Annotated in this window: 16 protein-coding genes and 1 other RNA gene; 9 read left to right on the top strand and 8 right to left on the bottom strand. The window is 63.6% G+C overall.

Annotated elements, in window-relative coordinates; translation table 11 throughout:
* Positions 1-75: 75 nt before the first annotated feature.
* From G455_RS0113295 to acuI, 5 genes are all read right to left on the bottom strand, one after another.
* The gene (locus G455_RS0113295; protein WP_028094155.1) at positions 76-1,503 is read right to left on the bottom strand and encodes a cryptochrome/photolyase family protein; all 1,428 of its coding nucleotides are present in this window, start codon (positions 1,501-1,503) and stop codon (positions 76-78) included.
* 40 nt (positions 1,504-1,543) lie between these two features.
* The gene (locus tag G455_RS0113300) at positions 1,544-2,767 is read right to left on the bottom strand and encodes an aminotransferase class V-fold PLP-dependent enzyme (RefSeq protein ID WP_028094156.1); all 1,224 of its coding nucleotides are present in this window, start codon (positions 2,765-2,767) and stop codon (positions 1,544-1,546) included.
* Positions 2,768-2,883: 116 nt separating this feature from the next.
* The gene (locus G455_RS0113305) at positions 2,884-4,527 is read right to left on the bottom strand and encodes a BCCT family transporter (RefSeq protein WP_028094157.1); all 1,644 of its coding nucleotides are present in this window, start codon (positions 4,525-4,527) and stop codon (positions 2,884-2,886) included.
* A gap of 37 nt (positions 4,528-4,564) precedes the next feature.
* A complete protein-coding gene (locus tag G455_RS0113310) occupies positions 4,565-4,963 on the bottom strand; it encodes a universal stress protein (RefSeq protein ID WP_322786466.1) in 399 nt (132 codons plus the stop codon).
* A 211-nt stretch (positions 4,964-5,174) separates the two neighbouring features.
* Complete coding sequence (acuI, locus tag G455_RS0113320; protein ID WP_028094159.1) at positions 5,175-6,173, bottom strand: acryloyl-CoA reductase; 999 nt, start codon at positions 6,171-6,173, stop codon at positions 5,175-5,177.
* 249 nt (positions 6,174-6,422) lie between these two features.
* On the opposite strand from acuI, the gene G455_RS0113325 reads away from it, so the two are divergent.
* The 5 genes from G455_RS0113325 to G455_RS0113340 all read left to right on the top strand — a co-directional run bounded on the left by G455_RS0113325 (position 6,423) and on the right by G455_RS0113340 (position 9,093).
* Positions 6,423-7,157, top strand: a complete 735-nt coding sequence (locus tag G455_RS0113325) for a FadR/GntR family transcriptional regulator (RefSeq protein ID WP_028094160.1) — start codon at positions 6,423-6,425, stop codon at positions 7,155-7,157.
* A 34-nt stretch (positions 7,158-7,191) separates the two neighbouring features.
* Complete coding sequence (locus tag G455_RS0113330) at positions 7,192-7,422, top strand: hypothetical protein (protein ID WP_028094161.1); 231 nt, start codon at positions 7,192-7,194, stop codon at positions 7,420-7,422.
* A gap of 109 nt (positions 7,423-7,531) precedes the next feature.
* Positions 7,532-7,884, top strand: a transfer-messenger RNA (tmRNA) gene (gene ssrA / locus G455_RS26040).
* A 91-nt stretch (positions 7,885-7,975) separates the two neighbouring features.
* Positions 7,976-8,407, top strand: coding sequence for an ester cyclase (locus G455_RS0113335; RefSeq protein WP_028094162.1), 432 nt, complete (start codon positions 7,976-7,978; stop codon positions 8,405-8,407).
* A 200-nt stretch (positions 8,408-8,607) separates the two neighbouring features.
* A complete protein-coding gene (locus G455_RS0113340) occupies positions 8,608-9,093 on the top strand; it encodes an SspB family protein (protein ID WP_028094163.1) in 486 nt (161 codons plus the stop codon).
* Between the two features lie 120 nt (positions 9,094-9,213).
* Here the strand turns inward: G455_RS0113340 and G455_RS0113345 are convergent, their stop codons facing one another.
* Positions 9,214-9,780 (bottom strand): hypothetical protein, encoded by a 567-nt coding sequence (locus G455_RS0113345; RefSeq protein WP_028094164.1) that lies wholly within the window; start codon positions 9,778-9,780, stop codon positions 9,214-9,216.
* Positions 9,781-10,066: 286 nt separating this feature from the next.
* Here G455_RS0113345 and fumC point away from each other — a divergent pair, with 286 nt between their 5' ends.
* From fumC to G455_RS0113365, 4 genes are read left to right on the top strand one after another with little or no spacing between them, the layout of a single operon-like run.
* Positions 10,067-11,461, top strand: a complete 1,395-nt coding sequence (gene fumC, locus G455_RS0113350) for a class II fumarate hydratase (RefSeq protein WP_028094165.1) — start codon at positions 10,067-10,069, stop codon at positions 11,459-11,461.
* On the top strand, positions 11,461-11,637 hold the full coding sequence (locus G455_RS0113355; RefSeq protein WP_028094166.1) for a DUF4169 family protein: 177 nt from the start codon (positions 11,461-11,463) through the stop codon (positions 11,635-11,637). The genes fumC and G455_RS0113355 overlap by 1 nt, the downstream gene beginning before the upstream one ends.
* Positions 11,634-11,849, top strand: coding sequence for a ribbon-helix-helix domain-containing protein (locus G455_RS0113360; RefSeq protein ID WP_028094167.1), 216 nt, complete (start codon positions 11,634-11,636; stop codon positions 11,847-11,849). Before G455_RS0113355 ends, G455_RS0113360 begins: the two co-directional genes overlap by 4 nt.
* A gap of 23 nt (positions 11,850-11,872) precedes the next feature.
* Positions 11,873-12,103: a hypothetical protein gene (locus tag G455_RS0113365; RefSeq protein ID WP_028094168.1), complete on the top strand. Its 231-nt coding sequence runs from the start codon at positions 11,873-11,875 to the stop codon at positions 12,101-12,103.
* Positions 12,104-12,154: 51 nt separating this feature from the next.
* On the opposite strand, the gene G455_RS0113370 is transcribed toward G455_RS0113365, so the two are convergent.
* Both G455_RS0113370 and G455_RS0113375 read right to left on the bottom strand, forming a co-directional pair.
* Positions 12,155-13,522 carry a cytochrome P450 gene (locus tag G455_RS0113370; protein WP_028094169.1) on the bottom strand — a complete coding sequence of 456 codons (1,368 nt, stop codon included), beginning with the start codon at positions 13,520-13,522 and terminating at the stop codon, positions 12,155-12,157.
* Positions 13,519-14,757, bottom strand: a complete 1,239-nt coding sequence (locus G455_RS0113375; protein WP_051312484.1) for a hypothetical protein — start codon at positions 14,755-14,757, stop codon at positions 13,519-13,521. Before G455_RS0113375 ends, G455_RS0113370 begins: the two co-directional genes overlap by 4 nt.
* Positions 14,758-14,765: the final 8 nt, after the last annotated feature.

A 14,765-nucleotide genomic window follows, 5' to 3' on the forward strand; every position in this document is an offset into this window, starting at 1 on the left:
CGGACACTATGGCTGATCCGGTGGTAGCCCGTCGCGGCCCCGTCACGCAAGGGCCCATACCTGACCCGCAGCCGGTCAGCGCGCCGATCTGTGGCCCTCATAGGCAGCCAGTGCCATCTTGCGCCCCTCGGCCAGCCCCACCAGCGGCGCTGGATAGGGATCGCCCGGCGTCATCTGCCAGCTTTTCGGCATGGCGTCGAAATAGTCGAGCGCGCTTTGCGGTGGATTGCGCTGGCCCTCAGCGATCCAATTGCGGACATAATCGCCTTTCGGATCCCAGGTCTTTGCCTGGGTCTCCGGGTTGAAGATGCGAAAATAGGGTGCCGCATCGGGGCCGGAGCCAGCACACCATTGCCAGCCCATCGCGTTCGACGCCGGATCCCAATCGGTCAGGCAATCGGCGAACCAGTCCATGCCGATGCGCCAGTGGCTCAGCAGATGTTTGGTCAGGAAACTGGCCACGATCATCCGGGCCCGGTTGTGCATCCGCCCGGTCACATAAAGCTCTCGCATCGCCGCATCGACAAAGGGCACGCCGGTACGGCCCTGCGTCCAGGCGATCACCCGCGGGTCGTGCCGATCCTCGTTCCAGGGAAAGCCATCCCAATCCTGGCGCCAGTTTCGCGTCAGGATATGCGGGGTGTGGAACATCAGGTGATGGGCGAAGTCGCGCCAGGCCAGTTCCTTGAGAAAGGTCTCGGCCCCCGCCCCGGCCCCGCCTTGCCGCACGCGCTGCGCCGCGTGCCAGATCCGCCGTGGGGCGATTTCACCAAGCGTCAGCGCCTCCGACAGGCCAGAGGTTCCCGCCCGCGCCGGATAGTCGCGCGCGAGCTGATAATCGGCGACGGGCCCATCCAGAAAACTGTCGAGCCGCGCCAGCGCCGTCGCCTCTCCGACTTCGCAATACCGCTCCAGCACCGCCGCGCCCCGGCCCATCGCGGCGCCAAGCGCCCAATCATCCAGCCAGTCACTTGCCGGCCAACGGGCGGGCGCCGGGAGCCGGGTGGGCGCCGGGATCAACGGATCGACCGGACGGTCGCGCACGGATTTCCAATAGGGGGTGAACACCCGGTAAAAGCCGCCTGCGCCGGTCTCAATCGCCCAGGGCTCGAACAACACATGCCCGGGAAAGGATCGCGCTGAAATCCCCCGCGCCTTGAGCGCGGATTTGATCGCCTGATCGCGGGCACGGGCGGCAGGATCGTAAAGCCGGGTCCAATGAACCGCGCCGGCTCCGGTCTCGGCGATCAGACGATCCAGGACAGCGGCCGCATCCCCTCGCCTCAATATCAGTCTATTTCCCGTAATATCAATTGATTGAGAGAGATTTTTAATTGAATGCATTAACCGCCATTTCGCGGCGGCCCCCAGAGCTTCAGTCTCGGGATCGAGGATAAACACCGGGATCACCGGACCGCCCGCCGCGCAAGCGGCGCTCAGCGCCGGATGATCCGCCAGCCGCAGATCGCGCCGGAACCAGAGGATGATCGGCGTCTCGCTCATGTCGTCCTCTCCTCTCCGGTCCGCAAGCAGGACACCGCGATCACAGCACCTGATCGAGCACTTCGATCAACCGCTCGACCTCGGCCGCGCTGGTGTAATGGGTAAAGCTCAGCCGCAGGACACCCTGCTCCGGGTCGATGCCCTGCGCCGACAGAGCGCGCACGGCATAGAAATCTCCACCCCCCGCCATGATGCCGTGACGCGACAGTTCAGCCGCCACCGGCAAGGCCGGACGGTTCAGCGCCAACGCCACCGTCGGCGCCCGCCCCTCGGCCCGCGTCGGGCCCAGCAGCCGGACCGCGTTGCGATCCTTCACAGCATCGAGCAGCGGTTGCAGCAGCGCGGTCTCATGCGCATGGAACAGCCCATTGACGAAGGCCGCGCGCTCGGTCGCGCCCGAAGCCGGGCCGCCGTGGTGATCGCAGAGCAGATCGTAGTAATCCGCCATTCCGGCGCAGGCCGCCACCTGGGCGTGATCCGGCCCCGCCGGGGTGAACCGCTTGTACAGCGCGCCACCGTTGAAATAATGCCCCTGGTTCGGCAGCAGCTCCCCCAGAGGGCGGCGGATCACCATCACCCCCTGATGCGGCCCATAGGTCTTGTAGGCCGAGAACAGATAGATATCGGGGCCTAGACTACCGACATCGGGAAACCCATGCGGCGCGTAAGACACCCCGTCGACGCAGACGAAGGCGCCGGCGGCATGGGCCATGGCGGTGACCTCGACCACCGGGTTGATTTCCCCCACCACGTTCGAACAATGCGGGAAGCAGACAAGCCGGACATCCTCGTCCAGCAGCACCGCCAAATCCTGCGGGTCGAGATGGCCGGTCAGCGGATCAACCTGCCATTCGCGCACCTCGATGCCCTCTTCCGCCAGTCGCCGCCAGGGCCCCGAGTTCGCCTCGTGATCCTGATTGGTGACCACGATCGCCTCGCCGGGTTTCATCCACTGCCGGAAGGCCTGGGCCAGCACATAGGTATTCGCCGAGGTCGAGGGGCCGAAGGACAGCTCGTCCGTTTCCACCCCCAGGATCGCGGCCATGCGCGTGCGGGCCTCGTCCATCTCCTCACCGCCCAGGCGGCTGGCCTCATAGGGCGCATAGGGCTGCACCTTGCGCTGGGTGTAGAACCGCGTCAGCCGGTCGATCACCGGGCGACAGGTGTAAGAGCCGCCGGCGTTTTCGAAAAAGGCCTGGCCCCGAAGGCTGGGGTCGGAAAAGGCGGGAAACTGCCCCCGCACGAAGTCGATATCCAGCTCCATCTTCCTCTCTCACTCCCCGGACAAGTCGCAGGCACTGAAATGCAAAAGGCTCCGGGGTGCAAGCACTCCGGAGCCCTTTTCACCACCCCCGACCGGGAGGTCGAGGAGATCGCGGATCAGGACTGTTCGTCCCGCAGCCCGCGCCAGATCGCCCAGCACATGACCAGAAGCACCAGCGCGAAAGGCAGCCCCGTAGAGATCACCATCGACTGGAGGCTGGACAGCCCGCCCGCGGACAACAGCAGCACGATGGCCACCGCGCCTTCGAAAACGCACCAGAACACCCGCTGCGGCACCGGGGCATCGACCTTGCCGCCGGCGGTGATGGTGTCGATCACCAGCGACCCGGAATCCGACGAGGTGACGAAGAAGACGATCACCAGCACGATCCCGATCACCGAGGTGATGGCCGAGAACGGCAGCCCTTCGAGCATCGCGAACAGCGACAGTGGCGGATTGTAGCTGTCGATCACATTGGCCTTCACCGCCGATGTCGCCGGATCGCTGAGCACCTGGTCGATGGCGACGCCGCCGAAGACCGCCATCCACAGCACACAGACCAGGCTGGGAATGATCAGCACGCAGATGATGAATTCGCGCACCGTGCGGCCACGGCTGACCCGGGCGATGAACATGCCGACGAAGGGCGACCAGGAAATCCACCAGGCCCAGTAGAACGAGGTCCAGCCCTGCACGAAACCGGTATCCTCGCGCCCGAAGGGGTTCGACAGCGGCACGATTTCCTTCAGATAGGCGCCAAGCCCCTCGGCGAAATCGGTCAGGATCAGCAGTGTCGGCCCGGCGAAGAGCACGAACAGCAACAGGAGTGCCGCGATCCCCATGTTGATCTCGGACAGGACCTTGACACCACCGTCGAGCCCCCGCAGCACCGAGACCAGCGCGATCGAGGTGATGCCGGTGATCAGCAGCACCTGTGCGGTCGCGCCCACTGGCACGCCAAAGACATAGTTCAGCCCGGCATTGGCCTGCTGCGCCCCGAAGCCCAGAGAGGTCGCCAGACCGAACAGCGTGGCGAAAACCGCCAGAACGTCGATGACATGGCCCCACCAGCCCCAGACCCGTTCACCCAGGATCGGGTAAAAGGCCGAGCGGATGGTCAGCGGCAGCCCCTTATTATAGCTGAACAGCGCCAGCGCCAACGCCACCACCGCATAGATCGCCCAAGGGTGCAGGCCCCAGTGAAAGATCGTCGCGGCCAGCCCCATCTTCTTGGCGGCCTCGACATTCTCGGGGATCAGGCTGCCATCGGCGGCAAAGGGAGAGGCCACCCCCAACGGCTGCGACACCGCCATGTGATAGACCGGCTCGAGCACGCCGAAGAACATCAGCCCGATGCCCATGCCGGCAGCAAAGAGCATGGAGAACCAGCCGATATAGCTGTAATCCGGGGTCGCATCCGCCCCGCCCAGCCGCACCCGGCCCACCGGGGTCACGATCAGCAGCAGACAGAACAGCACGAAGATATTGGCCGTGCCCAGAAAGAACCAGTCAAAGGTCTTGGTGGCAAAGGAGAAAAGCCAGGCGAAGGCGGCATCTGCCTGGTCGGGCAGTGCCAGCGTAAAGAAGACGAATGCCACAACGCACAACCCCGAGATCAGAAAGACGGGATTGTGAATGTCGACGCCGAAGGGCCCGATCTGAGTTTCAATATTGTCCTGACCGATTTCGTAATCTGTATCGATCAGCTGCGCGTCGCCCTCAGGCAAGGGGATGCCCTGATTGGATGTTTCGTCGGTCATTTCTGACCTCCTCAAATGTTAAGGAATTTCCCGCGGCTCAGCCGCGCACGACCATGACCGACGTCTTCGCATGCGCCGCGAGCGTTCCGCCGTTCGACGGCCAGATATAATCGGTCAGATTGGGAATATGACTGGCCATCACCACCAGATCGGCGCCGATGTCTTCCACCGCCTTGATCAGGGTGCGGTCCAGATCGATGCGAGGGTCGTGGCTGATCAGCGCCAGCGCCTCTGCGGCGATCCCGTGGGTGCGGCTCTCCTGCGCGACGAAAGCGTCGAGCCGCGCGGCGAAATCCTTCGGGTTATGTCCCAGCGCCCCAGGCGTCTGGGCGGTCACCCCGGCATAGACCACTGTGGCCCCGTAATGGGCCCCGAGGTCCGCGGCCACATCCAGCGCCCGTCTCAGGGAAGCCAGATGGGCAAGATCCACAGGCATCATGATTTTCGAAAACAACGGTCTGTCGCCTCCTTGCTTATTATTAGTTTCAAGAGAAGGAGACCGGCAGAAATACCCGGAACGTGCCGGTCCGGGCCTGCCAGCCGGCCTCGGTCCGTTTGCTCAGACTATAGGCAATTGCCCCGGAATGCAAAAAAGCCGCGACCATTTGGCCGCGGCTTACGACATCGGGCGGGCAATCCGGCCCCGATCAGGCGTTCACATCGACGACAACGCGGCCCTTGACCTGGCCCTTGAGGATCGCCGCCCCCAGCGCCGGCAGATCGGCCAGCACCGCCGGCTGCACCATCGTCTCCAGCTTGTCCATCGGCAGATCGCGGGCGATCCGCTCCCAGGCGCGCAGACGGTTGTCATAGGGCTGCATCACGCTGTCGATACCCAGCAGGTTGACGCCGCGCAGGATGAAGGGCGTGATCAGCGCGCCGTCGATGGCAGCGCCCCCCGCCAGACCGATCGCCGCGACCGAGGCACCATATTTCATCTGCTTCAGCACCCGGCCCAGCATGACGCCCGCCACCGCATCGACGCAGCCGGCCCATTGCTCGCTCTCCAGCGGCTTGCGGGTTACCTCGGACAGTTCTTCGCGCGGGACGATCTGACTGGCGCCCAGCCCCCTGAGATACTCCGCCTGCTCCGGCCGGCCGGTGACTGCAGCCACCTCGTGCCCCAGATGGGCAAGAATTGCGGTCGCGACCGAGCCGACCCCGCCGGCAGCCCCGGTTACCAGAACCGGCCCATGCCCGGGTTTCAGCCCGTGATCTTCCAGCGCCATCACCGCCAGCATCGCGGTCAGCCCGGCAGTGCCCACCGCCATCGCCGCCCGCGTGCTCAGCCCCTCGGGCAACGGCACCAGCCAGTCTGCCTTGACGCGGGCCTTCTGGGCATAGCCGCCCCAATGCGCCTCTCCCACGCGCCAGCCGGTCAGCACCACCTTGTCGCCGGGTTTATAACGCGGATCGGCGCTGTCTTCGACGGTGCCGGCAAAGTCGATCCCCGGCACATGCGGATATTTCCGCACCAATCCGCCGCCCGGCCCGATGCACAGCCCGTCCTTGTAATTCACGGTGGAATAATCGACCGCGACCAGAACATCGGCCTCGGGCAGATCGTCCACCCCGATGGATTTGACGGCGGCAACGGTCTTGCCGCTATCCTCGTCCTTCTCGACCACGAGTGCATTGAATGTCATGAGTTCTCTCCTTTCCGCTTTTCACAAGGGCCCAGGGCCGCCGCTTGCTTTTGCGCAAATCCGCCCGGCCACCCCCTAAGTGCGCCCCTGAAAGTCCGGCGCAGGCCGCCATCGCCTTGCGACGCTCGGCCAGCATGGCCCGAACTTTCCTTCGGCGACTCGACGCTTGCAATTTATTTGTCAGACTTTTAAATGTCTGACAAATAAAATTTCCTAAGTCTCACAAATGTGTAATGCACGGTCCCGATCATGAAAGTCGACCCCAGCAAACCCACCGATCTATCGGCGCAGATCGCTGCGGCGATCCGCGATGCCATCGTCAGCGGCGCGTTGATCGTCGACGAACGGCTACCGTCCGAGGCCGAGCTGGCCGATCAGTTCGACGTCTCGCGCCCCACCGTGCGTGAGGCGCTGAAACGGCTGGCGGCGCAATCGCTGATCCGCACCCAGCGCGGCGCCACTGGTGGCGCCTTCGTCAACCGACTGTCCTTCGAGGACGCCTATGCGCAGCAGATCACCACCTCGACCCTGCTGCTGAGCATGAATGCGGTCAGCTTCGACACCGCCTGCGAGGCGCGCTTCGCGCTGGAACGTGCCTGCGCCCCTTTCGCGGCAGCGCGCCGCAGCGCCGATCACCTGGCCAGCATGCGGGCCGAGATCTTTCGCCAGGGCCAGCCCGGACTGACTGACGAGGCCTTTTGCGCCTCTGACGTGGCATTTCACCGGGCGCTGGTGGATGCGGCGGGCAACCCCGTGCTTTCCTATCACTTGTCGGGCGCCGTTGAGGCGATGCAACCGCTGATGAACATGATCACCTTCACCGCCCGGTCTCGCGGCGTCATCATGGCGCTGCACAGCCGCATCGCCGACGCACTGGAGACGCATCAGGCCGATGCCGCCGAGGCGGCTTTGAGTGATCTGGAAAGCTACACCTGCCAGCTTGCCCGCGATGTGATGGAGCGTCGCGCACAAGGTCGCGATTAACCGCGGCTTAACCTCGTGGCGCGACGCTGGGCGCATGTTTCAGGACCGCTCCCTCCTGTCGCCCGAGATCTGGCTGCGCGCCCTGTTCGCCTCGAAGGCGGTGCAGCAGGGTCAGGTGGTCCGCCGCAAGCGGCGTGACATAGAGCGTCATGTCGGAATGGAGCGTTTTCTGGAGAAGCTCAAAAGCCGGGGATTCCGCGCCATCGAGAATCGCGATCAGGTGGTGATCTTCTGCAACCGCGCCCCGATCCGGCGGCTAATCTGATCCCTGATTGCCCAAGCGGAAACCTGAACCTCGCCTTGCCGTTGCCGCATCGCCGTTTTTCGCGCTGGAAAACGGATCGAAATCCGCATCGGATTTCGGCTGCCGATTCCCCCTTCAAATCGCCGCGCCCTGCCCCTATATTCATCTCGTCCCCTCGGGGACTATGGACATAAACGCGCTCGTAATAAGCGGATCGGACCCGGGGGCGGTACCCGGCGGCTCCACCAAATTACCCGTTGTTGGCGGGTCATGGGGCCGAAACAGGATCGACGAACGTCTAAAGGGGTTTTGCTTTGTCTCGGCGGTCTGCCACCGTTACCGGCGAAAACAGTACAATTGCCAACAACAATCGTGCTCCGATGGCTCTGGCTGCGTAAGCAGTTCGAACTATCGAAATCTAAGCCCTTGCGCCTAGCAGCGTAAGGCGGGGTTCGCAGGTACCTGGCAACAGAAACCTGCACTTTCCCCAGTTTCCTCCCAGTTCCATAAAAGTCGTTCAGTTTTTGTTGAGGGATTGGCGTAATGCTGCGATCATAAAAGCTGGGAGTCGTCCATGTCCAAGATTGAGATGTTTCGATGGTGGTGCGAGGAGGTTTGGCACAAGGGCAACCTCGAGGCGATCCACCAGATGTTCGCCCCTGACGCTGTGACAAGCGGCGTCGTTCCCGAACTGCTAATGGGCCCCGACGATTTTTATGAACTGGTAAGCGTCCTGCGCAGCCATGTCGGCCCAATCACCCCTGAGATCCTGAAAACCGTCGAACAGGACGACTGGTTGGCGGTTATGATGCGCTTCAAGACATCGCGCGCAGACAATGGCGCCCCGATCGAAGTCTCTGGTCAGGTGATGTTGCGATACCAGGGCGACAAGATGGTCGAAGCTTACAACCACTTTGATTACCTTGCCTTTTTCGAACAGCTTGGGCTTGTTCCGCAGGATTCACTCAGCATCTTTCTGACCGGGCACAAACTCGACTGGGTGTGAGCCTCGAACCCACCGGCGGCCAGCCCTGACCGAGATGAAACAGCCGCGGCGGTCGCCGGTTGCCCCGGACTCTTCAAGATCGTCCCGAGCAGCGCCAGAAGCAGAACCACGGTCCGGTTAATCTTGCGGTCGATGTGTCTGAGGTCTTTCGTTTCTTTTCGAATCCCCTATGCTGAGCGCGCGACGGATGGAGTGCTGCAATGGCGCGGAATATTGATTACGGAAACCTGATGCATCAGGCGATGCGCGGTCTGATCCGGACCGTTCTCAAGGATGTGCAGGCCCAGGGGCTGCCCGGGGCACATCATTTCTTCATCACATTCGACACCACCCACCCCGATGTCCGCATCGCTGATTGGCTGGCCGAACGCTATCCGCATGAGATGACCGTGGTGATGCAGCACTGGTACGAGAATCTCGAGGTCGGCGATGACGGGTTCTCGGTCACGCTGAATTTCGGCGACTCGCCCGAGCCGATCTACATCCCCTATGATGCGATCAAGACCTTCGTCGATCCGTCGGTGGAATTCGGCTTGCGCTTCGAAGCCGCCGAAGACGACGACGAGGACGACGAGCCGACCCCGCCCAAGGACAGCAGCCCCGATCAGGATGCCACGGACGAGACCGCCGAGACGCCCCGGCGCGCCGACGCCGATGTGGTGTCTCTGGACAGTTTCAGAAAATAACGCCTGACAACATCACGCTTGGCCCGGCTGGGGCTAGAGCGTGATCGAGCCAGCAACCCCCGGTCGCGGTGCCGGTGATCTCTGTCGCGCCTGTGGTGCTGGCATCGTTCCCGGTTCAGGTCATTCCCGGTTCAGGAAAGTAGCCACCGAGCGATGCTTGTCGCCATTGCGCAGGTTGGTGAACTGCAACAACAGCCCGCCCTGCGTCAGCGTCCGGTCGAACTGCTGCAATTCATAACCGCCCTGCTCGTCGACAAAGAGCGAATAGACCGTCAGCGTCTGGTCATGAATCCGGCCCCAGACGAAGGGCTCTCCCTTCATCGGGTCAAGCTGGACCTCATGGCCGAAGACATTGCGCCGCATCGCCGCCGAATAGATCCCTTCCCGCTCCGAAGGCCTGAAGTCGATGGAATAGGATTTTTCCTTTAGCCGCCCATCCGGTTTGTGGGTGATCGAGGTCCATTGCACCGTGAACCCGTCATCCACGGCGCTGATGTTGACGTTCATGTCACGCCGAATACGCTCACCATCCGCGCCCAGAACATCGGCGGACCCGACATAATCACCAACAAAAGGCATGATCGGATTAGGCTCTTCGGCGCGGACCATCACCGCGAAGACACAGGTCAGGCAAAACGCCAGAACCCCAGCCCAGACTGCCGGCATCCTTAGAGAGGTCATGCGCATCTCGTTCCCCTTATGATTGCCTGCTTCCCCATCGCGATCACTCGCCGCTGGCGACGCTCACGCCACTGCGCCAACGCCCTGCGCGCAAATAACTCTACCCACAGTGGGCGTGCAGGAACAATCGTTGATATTGCCGCCCCGTGCAAATTTGCCTGTTCGATCGGCGCTGGCACCCGCCTGCGGAAGAAATTATGCTGCGCGCAACTGGCCGATTGAACCCCGGGCCCGCCGGGGCTAGACGGCATACAGCCGCATACAGACATTGCCTACGAGACGGAGTGCACAGATGTCCCAAACCCGTACCGAAACCGACAGCTTCGGCCCGCTCGAAGTTCCTTCCGACAAATATTGGGGCGCGCAGACTCAGCGCTCGCTGATGAACTTTCCGATCGGCTGGGAAAAACAGCCCGTCGCCATCGTGCGCGCGCTCGGCGTGATCAAACAGGCCTGCGCCATGGCCAACAAGGCCAGCGGCAAGCTGGACGCGAAGATCGCCGATGCCGTCATCCAGGCGGCAAGCGAAGTGGTCGCCGGAAAGTTCGATGATAACTTCCCGCTGGTGGTCTGGCAGACCGGGTCGGGCACCCAGTCGAACATGAACGCCAATGAGGTCATCGCCAACCGTGCGATCGAAATCCTGGGCGGCGTGATCGGCTCGAAAGACCCGGTGCACCCCAACGATCACTGCAACATGGGCCAGTCGTCGAACGACACTTTCCCGACCGCGATGCATATCGCCACCGCCATGTCGGTGCGCGACGTGCTGCTGCCGGGTCTGGAAAAGCTGCTGGCCGGGCTTGAGGCCAAGTCGGAAGAGTTCAAGGACATCATCAAGATCGGCCGCACCCACACCCAGGACGCGACGCCGCTGACCCTGGGTCAGGAATTCTCGGGCTATGCCCATCAGATCCGCCAGGGCATCGGTCGCATCAAGGCGGCACTGCCGGGCATCTACGAGCTGGCGCAGGGCGGCACCGCCGTGGGCACCGGGCTGAACACCAAGACAGGCTGGGGCGAAACCGTCGCCGCCAATATGGCCGAGATCACCGGCCTGCCCTTCGTCACCGCCCCCAACAAGTTCGAGGCGCTGGCCGCCCATGATGCCATGGTCTTCATGTCGGGCGCCATCGCCACCGTGGCCGGCTCCTGCTACAAGATCGCCAACGACATCCGCTTCCTGGGTTCTGGCCCGCGTTCGGGTCTGGGCGAGCTGATCCTGCCGGAGAACGAACCCGGTTCCTCGATCATGCCGGGCAAGGTCAACCCGACCCAGGCCGAGGCGATGACCCAGGTGGCCGCCCATATCATGGGCAACGATGCGGCGATGAAATTCGCCGGCAGCCAAGGGCATTTCGAACTGAACGTCTATAACCCGATGATGGCTTACAACCTGCTGCAGTCGATCCAGCTTTTGGGCGATGTGGCCGACAGCTTCACCCTGCGGATGCTGAACGGCATCAAGGCCAACGAGCCGCGCATCGACAAGCTGATGAAGGAAAGCCTGATGCTGGTCACCGCGCTGGCCCCCACCATCGGCTATGACAATGCCACCAAGGTCGCCAAGACCGCGCATAAGAACGGCACCACGCTGAAGGAAGAGGCGATCGCCCTCGGCTTCGTGGATGAGGCCACCTTCGACGCGGTGGTGCGTCCCGAAGAGATGATCGGTCCCAAGGACTGATGGGCAAGCCGGTCAATCTGAACCGGTATCGCAAGGACAAGGCGCGGGCCGATCAAAAGGCCCGCGCCGACCAGAACGCCGTGAAATTCGGCCGCAGCAAGGCCGAGAAGACCCTGGAGCGCACCCGTGCCGAGAAAGCCGCGCGTGATCTCGATGGGCATGAGCGCGACGAATGAGCCGACCGAAGAAACGCTCCCTCACTCTGCGCGGGCACCGGACCAGTGTGTCGCTCGAAGATGAATTCTGGTCCGCCTTCCGCGAAATCGCCGCAGCAGAAAACCGCGCGATCAACGATCTGGCCGCTGAAATCGACGCCGACCGGGGGATGGACACCGGGCTCGCCTCGGCCATTCGGTTGTTCGTGCTGCGCCGACTAAGGTCGCGTTAAGCAAGACGGGCGATGCTGCTGGCATGACCCAGCTTTCGCCCGGCCTCAGCCCAGAGAGATGGCTATACCAACTCTTCAGTTCCCGCGCCGCTTGCGAAGGCTGGGTGATCCGCCGTCAGACCCGCGACGTCGAGCGGCTGGTCCGTCGGACGCAGTTCGAGACGGAACTGGCCAGGCGCGGGTTCCATGCGGTGGAAAACGGCGGCCAGATCGTCATCTTCTGCAATCAAGAGCCGGTGCGCGTCATTCGCTGAAGGCATATTTCCTCGAAGAAATTTGCCAGGAAAATTCGAATTTTCTTGGCCTTAATCCCGCCGGCTGATCTTCAGCCAAATGCCATCCTTCGCCCGCACCGTCAGATGCGCCACCGGCACCGGCTCACGCCCCTCCATCCGCTCGACTCGAAACCGTCGTAGCATCATCGACAGCAGCAGCGGCCCCTCGACCATGGCAAAGCCCGCGCCGGTGCAAACCCGGGGACCGGCTGAGAACGGAATATAGGCCTCGCGTTGACACTGCTTGCCGTTCTCGGTCTGCCACCGCGTCGGATCGAAACCATCGGGATTGTCCCAGAGCCGTTCATGGCGATGCAAATGCCAGGGGCTCAGCACCAGTTGCGAGCCCTTCGGCACATCGCGATCGCGGAACCGCTCGGGACCGCTCGCCTCGCGTACCATCATCGGCACCGGCGGATAGAGCCGCAGCGCCTCGCGGAACACATCGCGACTGAGGCGCAACCTCGAGACGGCGGCGAACTCAGGCTCAAGCCCTTTGGCCTCCTCGGCCAGCCGCTCCTGCCAGTCGGGGAACATCGCCATCAGATAGAGCGTCCAGGCCAGAGCGGAGGCGCTGGTCTCGTGCCCCGCCAGGAAGAAGATCGCCACCTGATCCACCATCTCCTCGGTTTCAAAACCCTCCCCAGTCACCGGGTCGCGGGTGGTCATGATCTTGGTCGCCAGATCGTCCGGCGCGGTGCCGGCTCCGATCTCTGCCATCCGCTCCGCCGTCAGCCGACGGATCAGGTCCCGAATGGTCCTGGCATTGGCTCGGGTCCCCTTGGGATAGACCCGCGGCACCCAACGCGGCAGCGGCACGAAGGCCGCGAGGTTCAGGATCGGCTGAGCGCGCTGATAGGCGCGGAACCGGGCAAAGACCTCTGCCGCGACCTCATGCTCGATGGGGATCGAGAACAGCGTGCGAAAGATCACATCGGCGGCGGCATGGCTGGTCACCTCTTCCACCTCGATCGGCTTTCCATCGGCACGGTCCACCTGACGCTCCAGCCGCTCCACGGCGGCCTCTCCCGCCGCCCACATCGCCGGAAAGGTATCCTTCAGGCGGCCGCCCTCGAAGGCCGGGTCGATGATGCGGCGTTGGCGTTTCCAGACCGCGCCATTGGTCAGGAACACCGACTGGCCCAGAAGCGGCCTCAGCCCCTCGCCGATCCGCTCGGACTTGGGGAAATCGTCCGGCCGCTCCTTCAGCACGGTCTTCACCAGATCGGGCTGGTTCAGCAGGAAGGAGCGGAAGAAGGGCGTGCGAAACTCGGCCATCCAGGCCCGATAGAGCCGCGCCGGCTGGGCCGAGAGGATATCGGCCTTGAACAACCGCAGATAACGCCAGAGCGTGACGCGATCGGGCCGCGACGGTGGTTTCGGCGGCAGCTCGGTCATGGCGCGACGCTCGTGTATTTCGATACAGCCCGGTCGATAAGGGATTTCGACGGCACCCGGTCACGATAACGATCTGCGAGCGTCAAGGGCCCGGCGGTGATGCGGAAGTAATCGTAATCTCCCGGACGGTCGAAGGCGCAGAGATACTGGAAATGCAGCCGGAAGAAGCGCCAGCGCAGCGCCTTCCAGCGCGCGGGGCTCAGGGTTTGGGTAAAGGCGGCCGAGACGACCAGCGGCCAGCGCTTATCGGCGGGCGAAACGCCGCTGACCCCCACCGGATCGCAGAGCGCGAAGGCGCAGCCGTCACCGGGGGCGGAGACATCGACCCAGGCCAGCTCCTTGCGCGCCGAAAGATAGGCCAGATCGGCGCGGAGCCGCCAGGCGTGCGGCAGGAAGGACACCATCGGCACCACCTGCCCCAGGCTCAGGAACCCCAGCGCCGGCCCGGTCGCCGGCACCCGGCCCTGCCGGATCAGATCGGCCAGGATCGAGACGCCCAGATGCGCGCCAGACGAATGGCCGACCACCAGAACCTCATCGACATCGCTGTGCAGCGCCTCGGCGATGCGGGTGGCGAACTCCGCCATCCGTGCCTCGAGCTCGGGCGGGTTGGCGCCCCGGTGACGGGCCGAATAGGCGTAATCATGCATCAGGTAATAGGCGAAAAACTTGCCGTCCTTGCCCTTGAACCAGCGCAGAAGCGCAACGCCCAGGGCCGCGCCAAGCGCCGCGCCGATCCAGCCGCCGAAGGGGATCAGTGCTGCGCCGAAACGTGCCAGCCCCCAGACCAGCAGCACCGCCACCAGCGCCTGGCCCAGCAACATCCCCACCGGGTAGAGCGCGGCGATCACCGGCCCCTTGCGCAGCCGCATCAACCGCCAGAGCGCGCCGCTGGCGATATAGGCCCAGGCGGTTTGCAGCAATTGCAGATAGGTCGCGGCGATCGAATTCGACATGCTGTCACGCACGATATCCGACCAGACCATGACCTCGACCTCGGCGGCGACCTCGGCGCCGTCGATCCGGGCATCGACATGCCAGCCGTAGGGGCCGCCGGAGGCCTTGGGTTTCAGCGTGATCTCATAGCCCGAGATCGCGGCCTGGGTGGCGCCTTCCTTGCGGTAGAGCTCGCGATAACGGCGGGGATGGATCGGGTCGTAGCCGGGAATATAGAACACCCGCCGCCGGTGCACCCGACGCCCTCCATGCCCCTGTTCGTCCTGTTCGCCGCGCATGCCACCCT

Origin of the sequence: Pseudodonghicola xiamenensis DSM 18339 (assembly GCF_000429365.1) — a bacterium.
Taxonomy (GTDB): Bacteria; Pseudomonadota; Alphaproteobacteria; order Rhodobacterales; family Rhodobacteraceae; genus Pseudodonghicola; species Pseudodonghicola xiamenensis.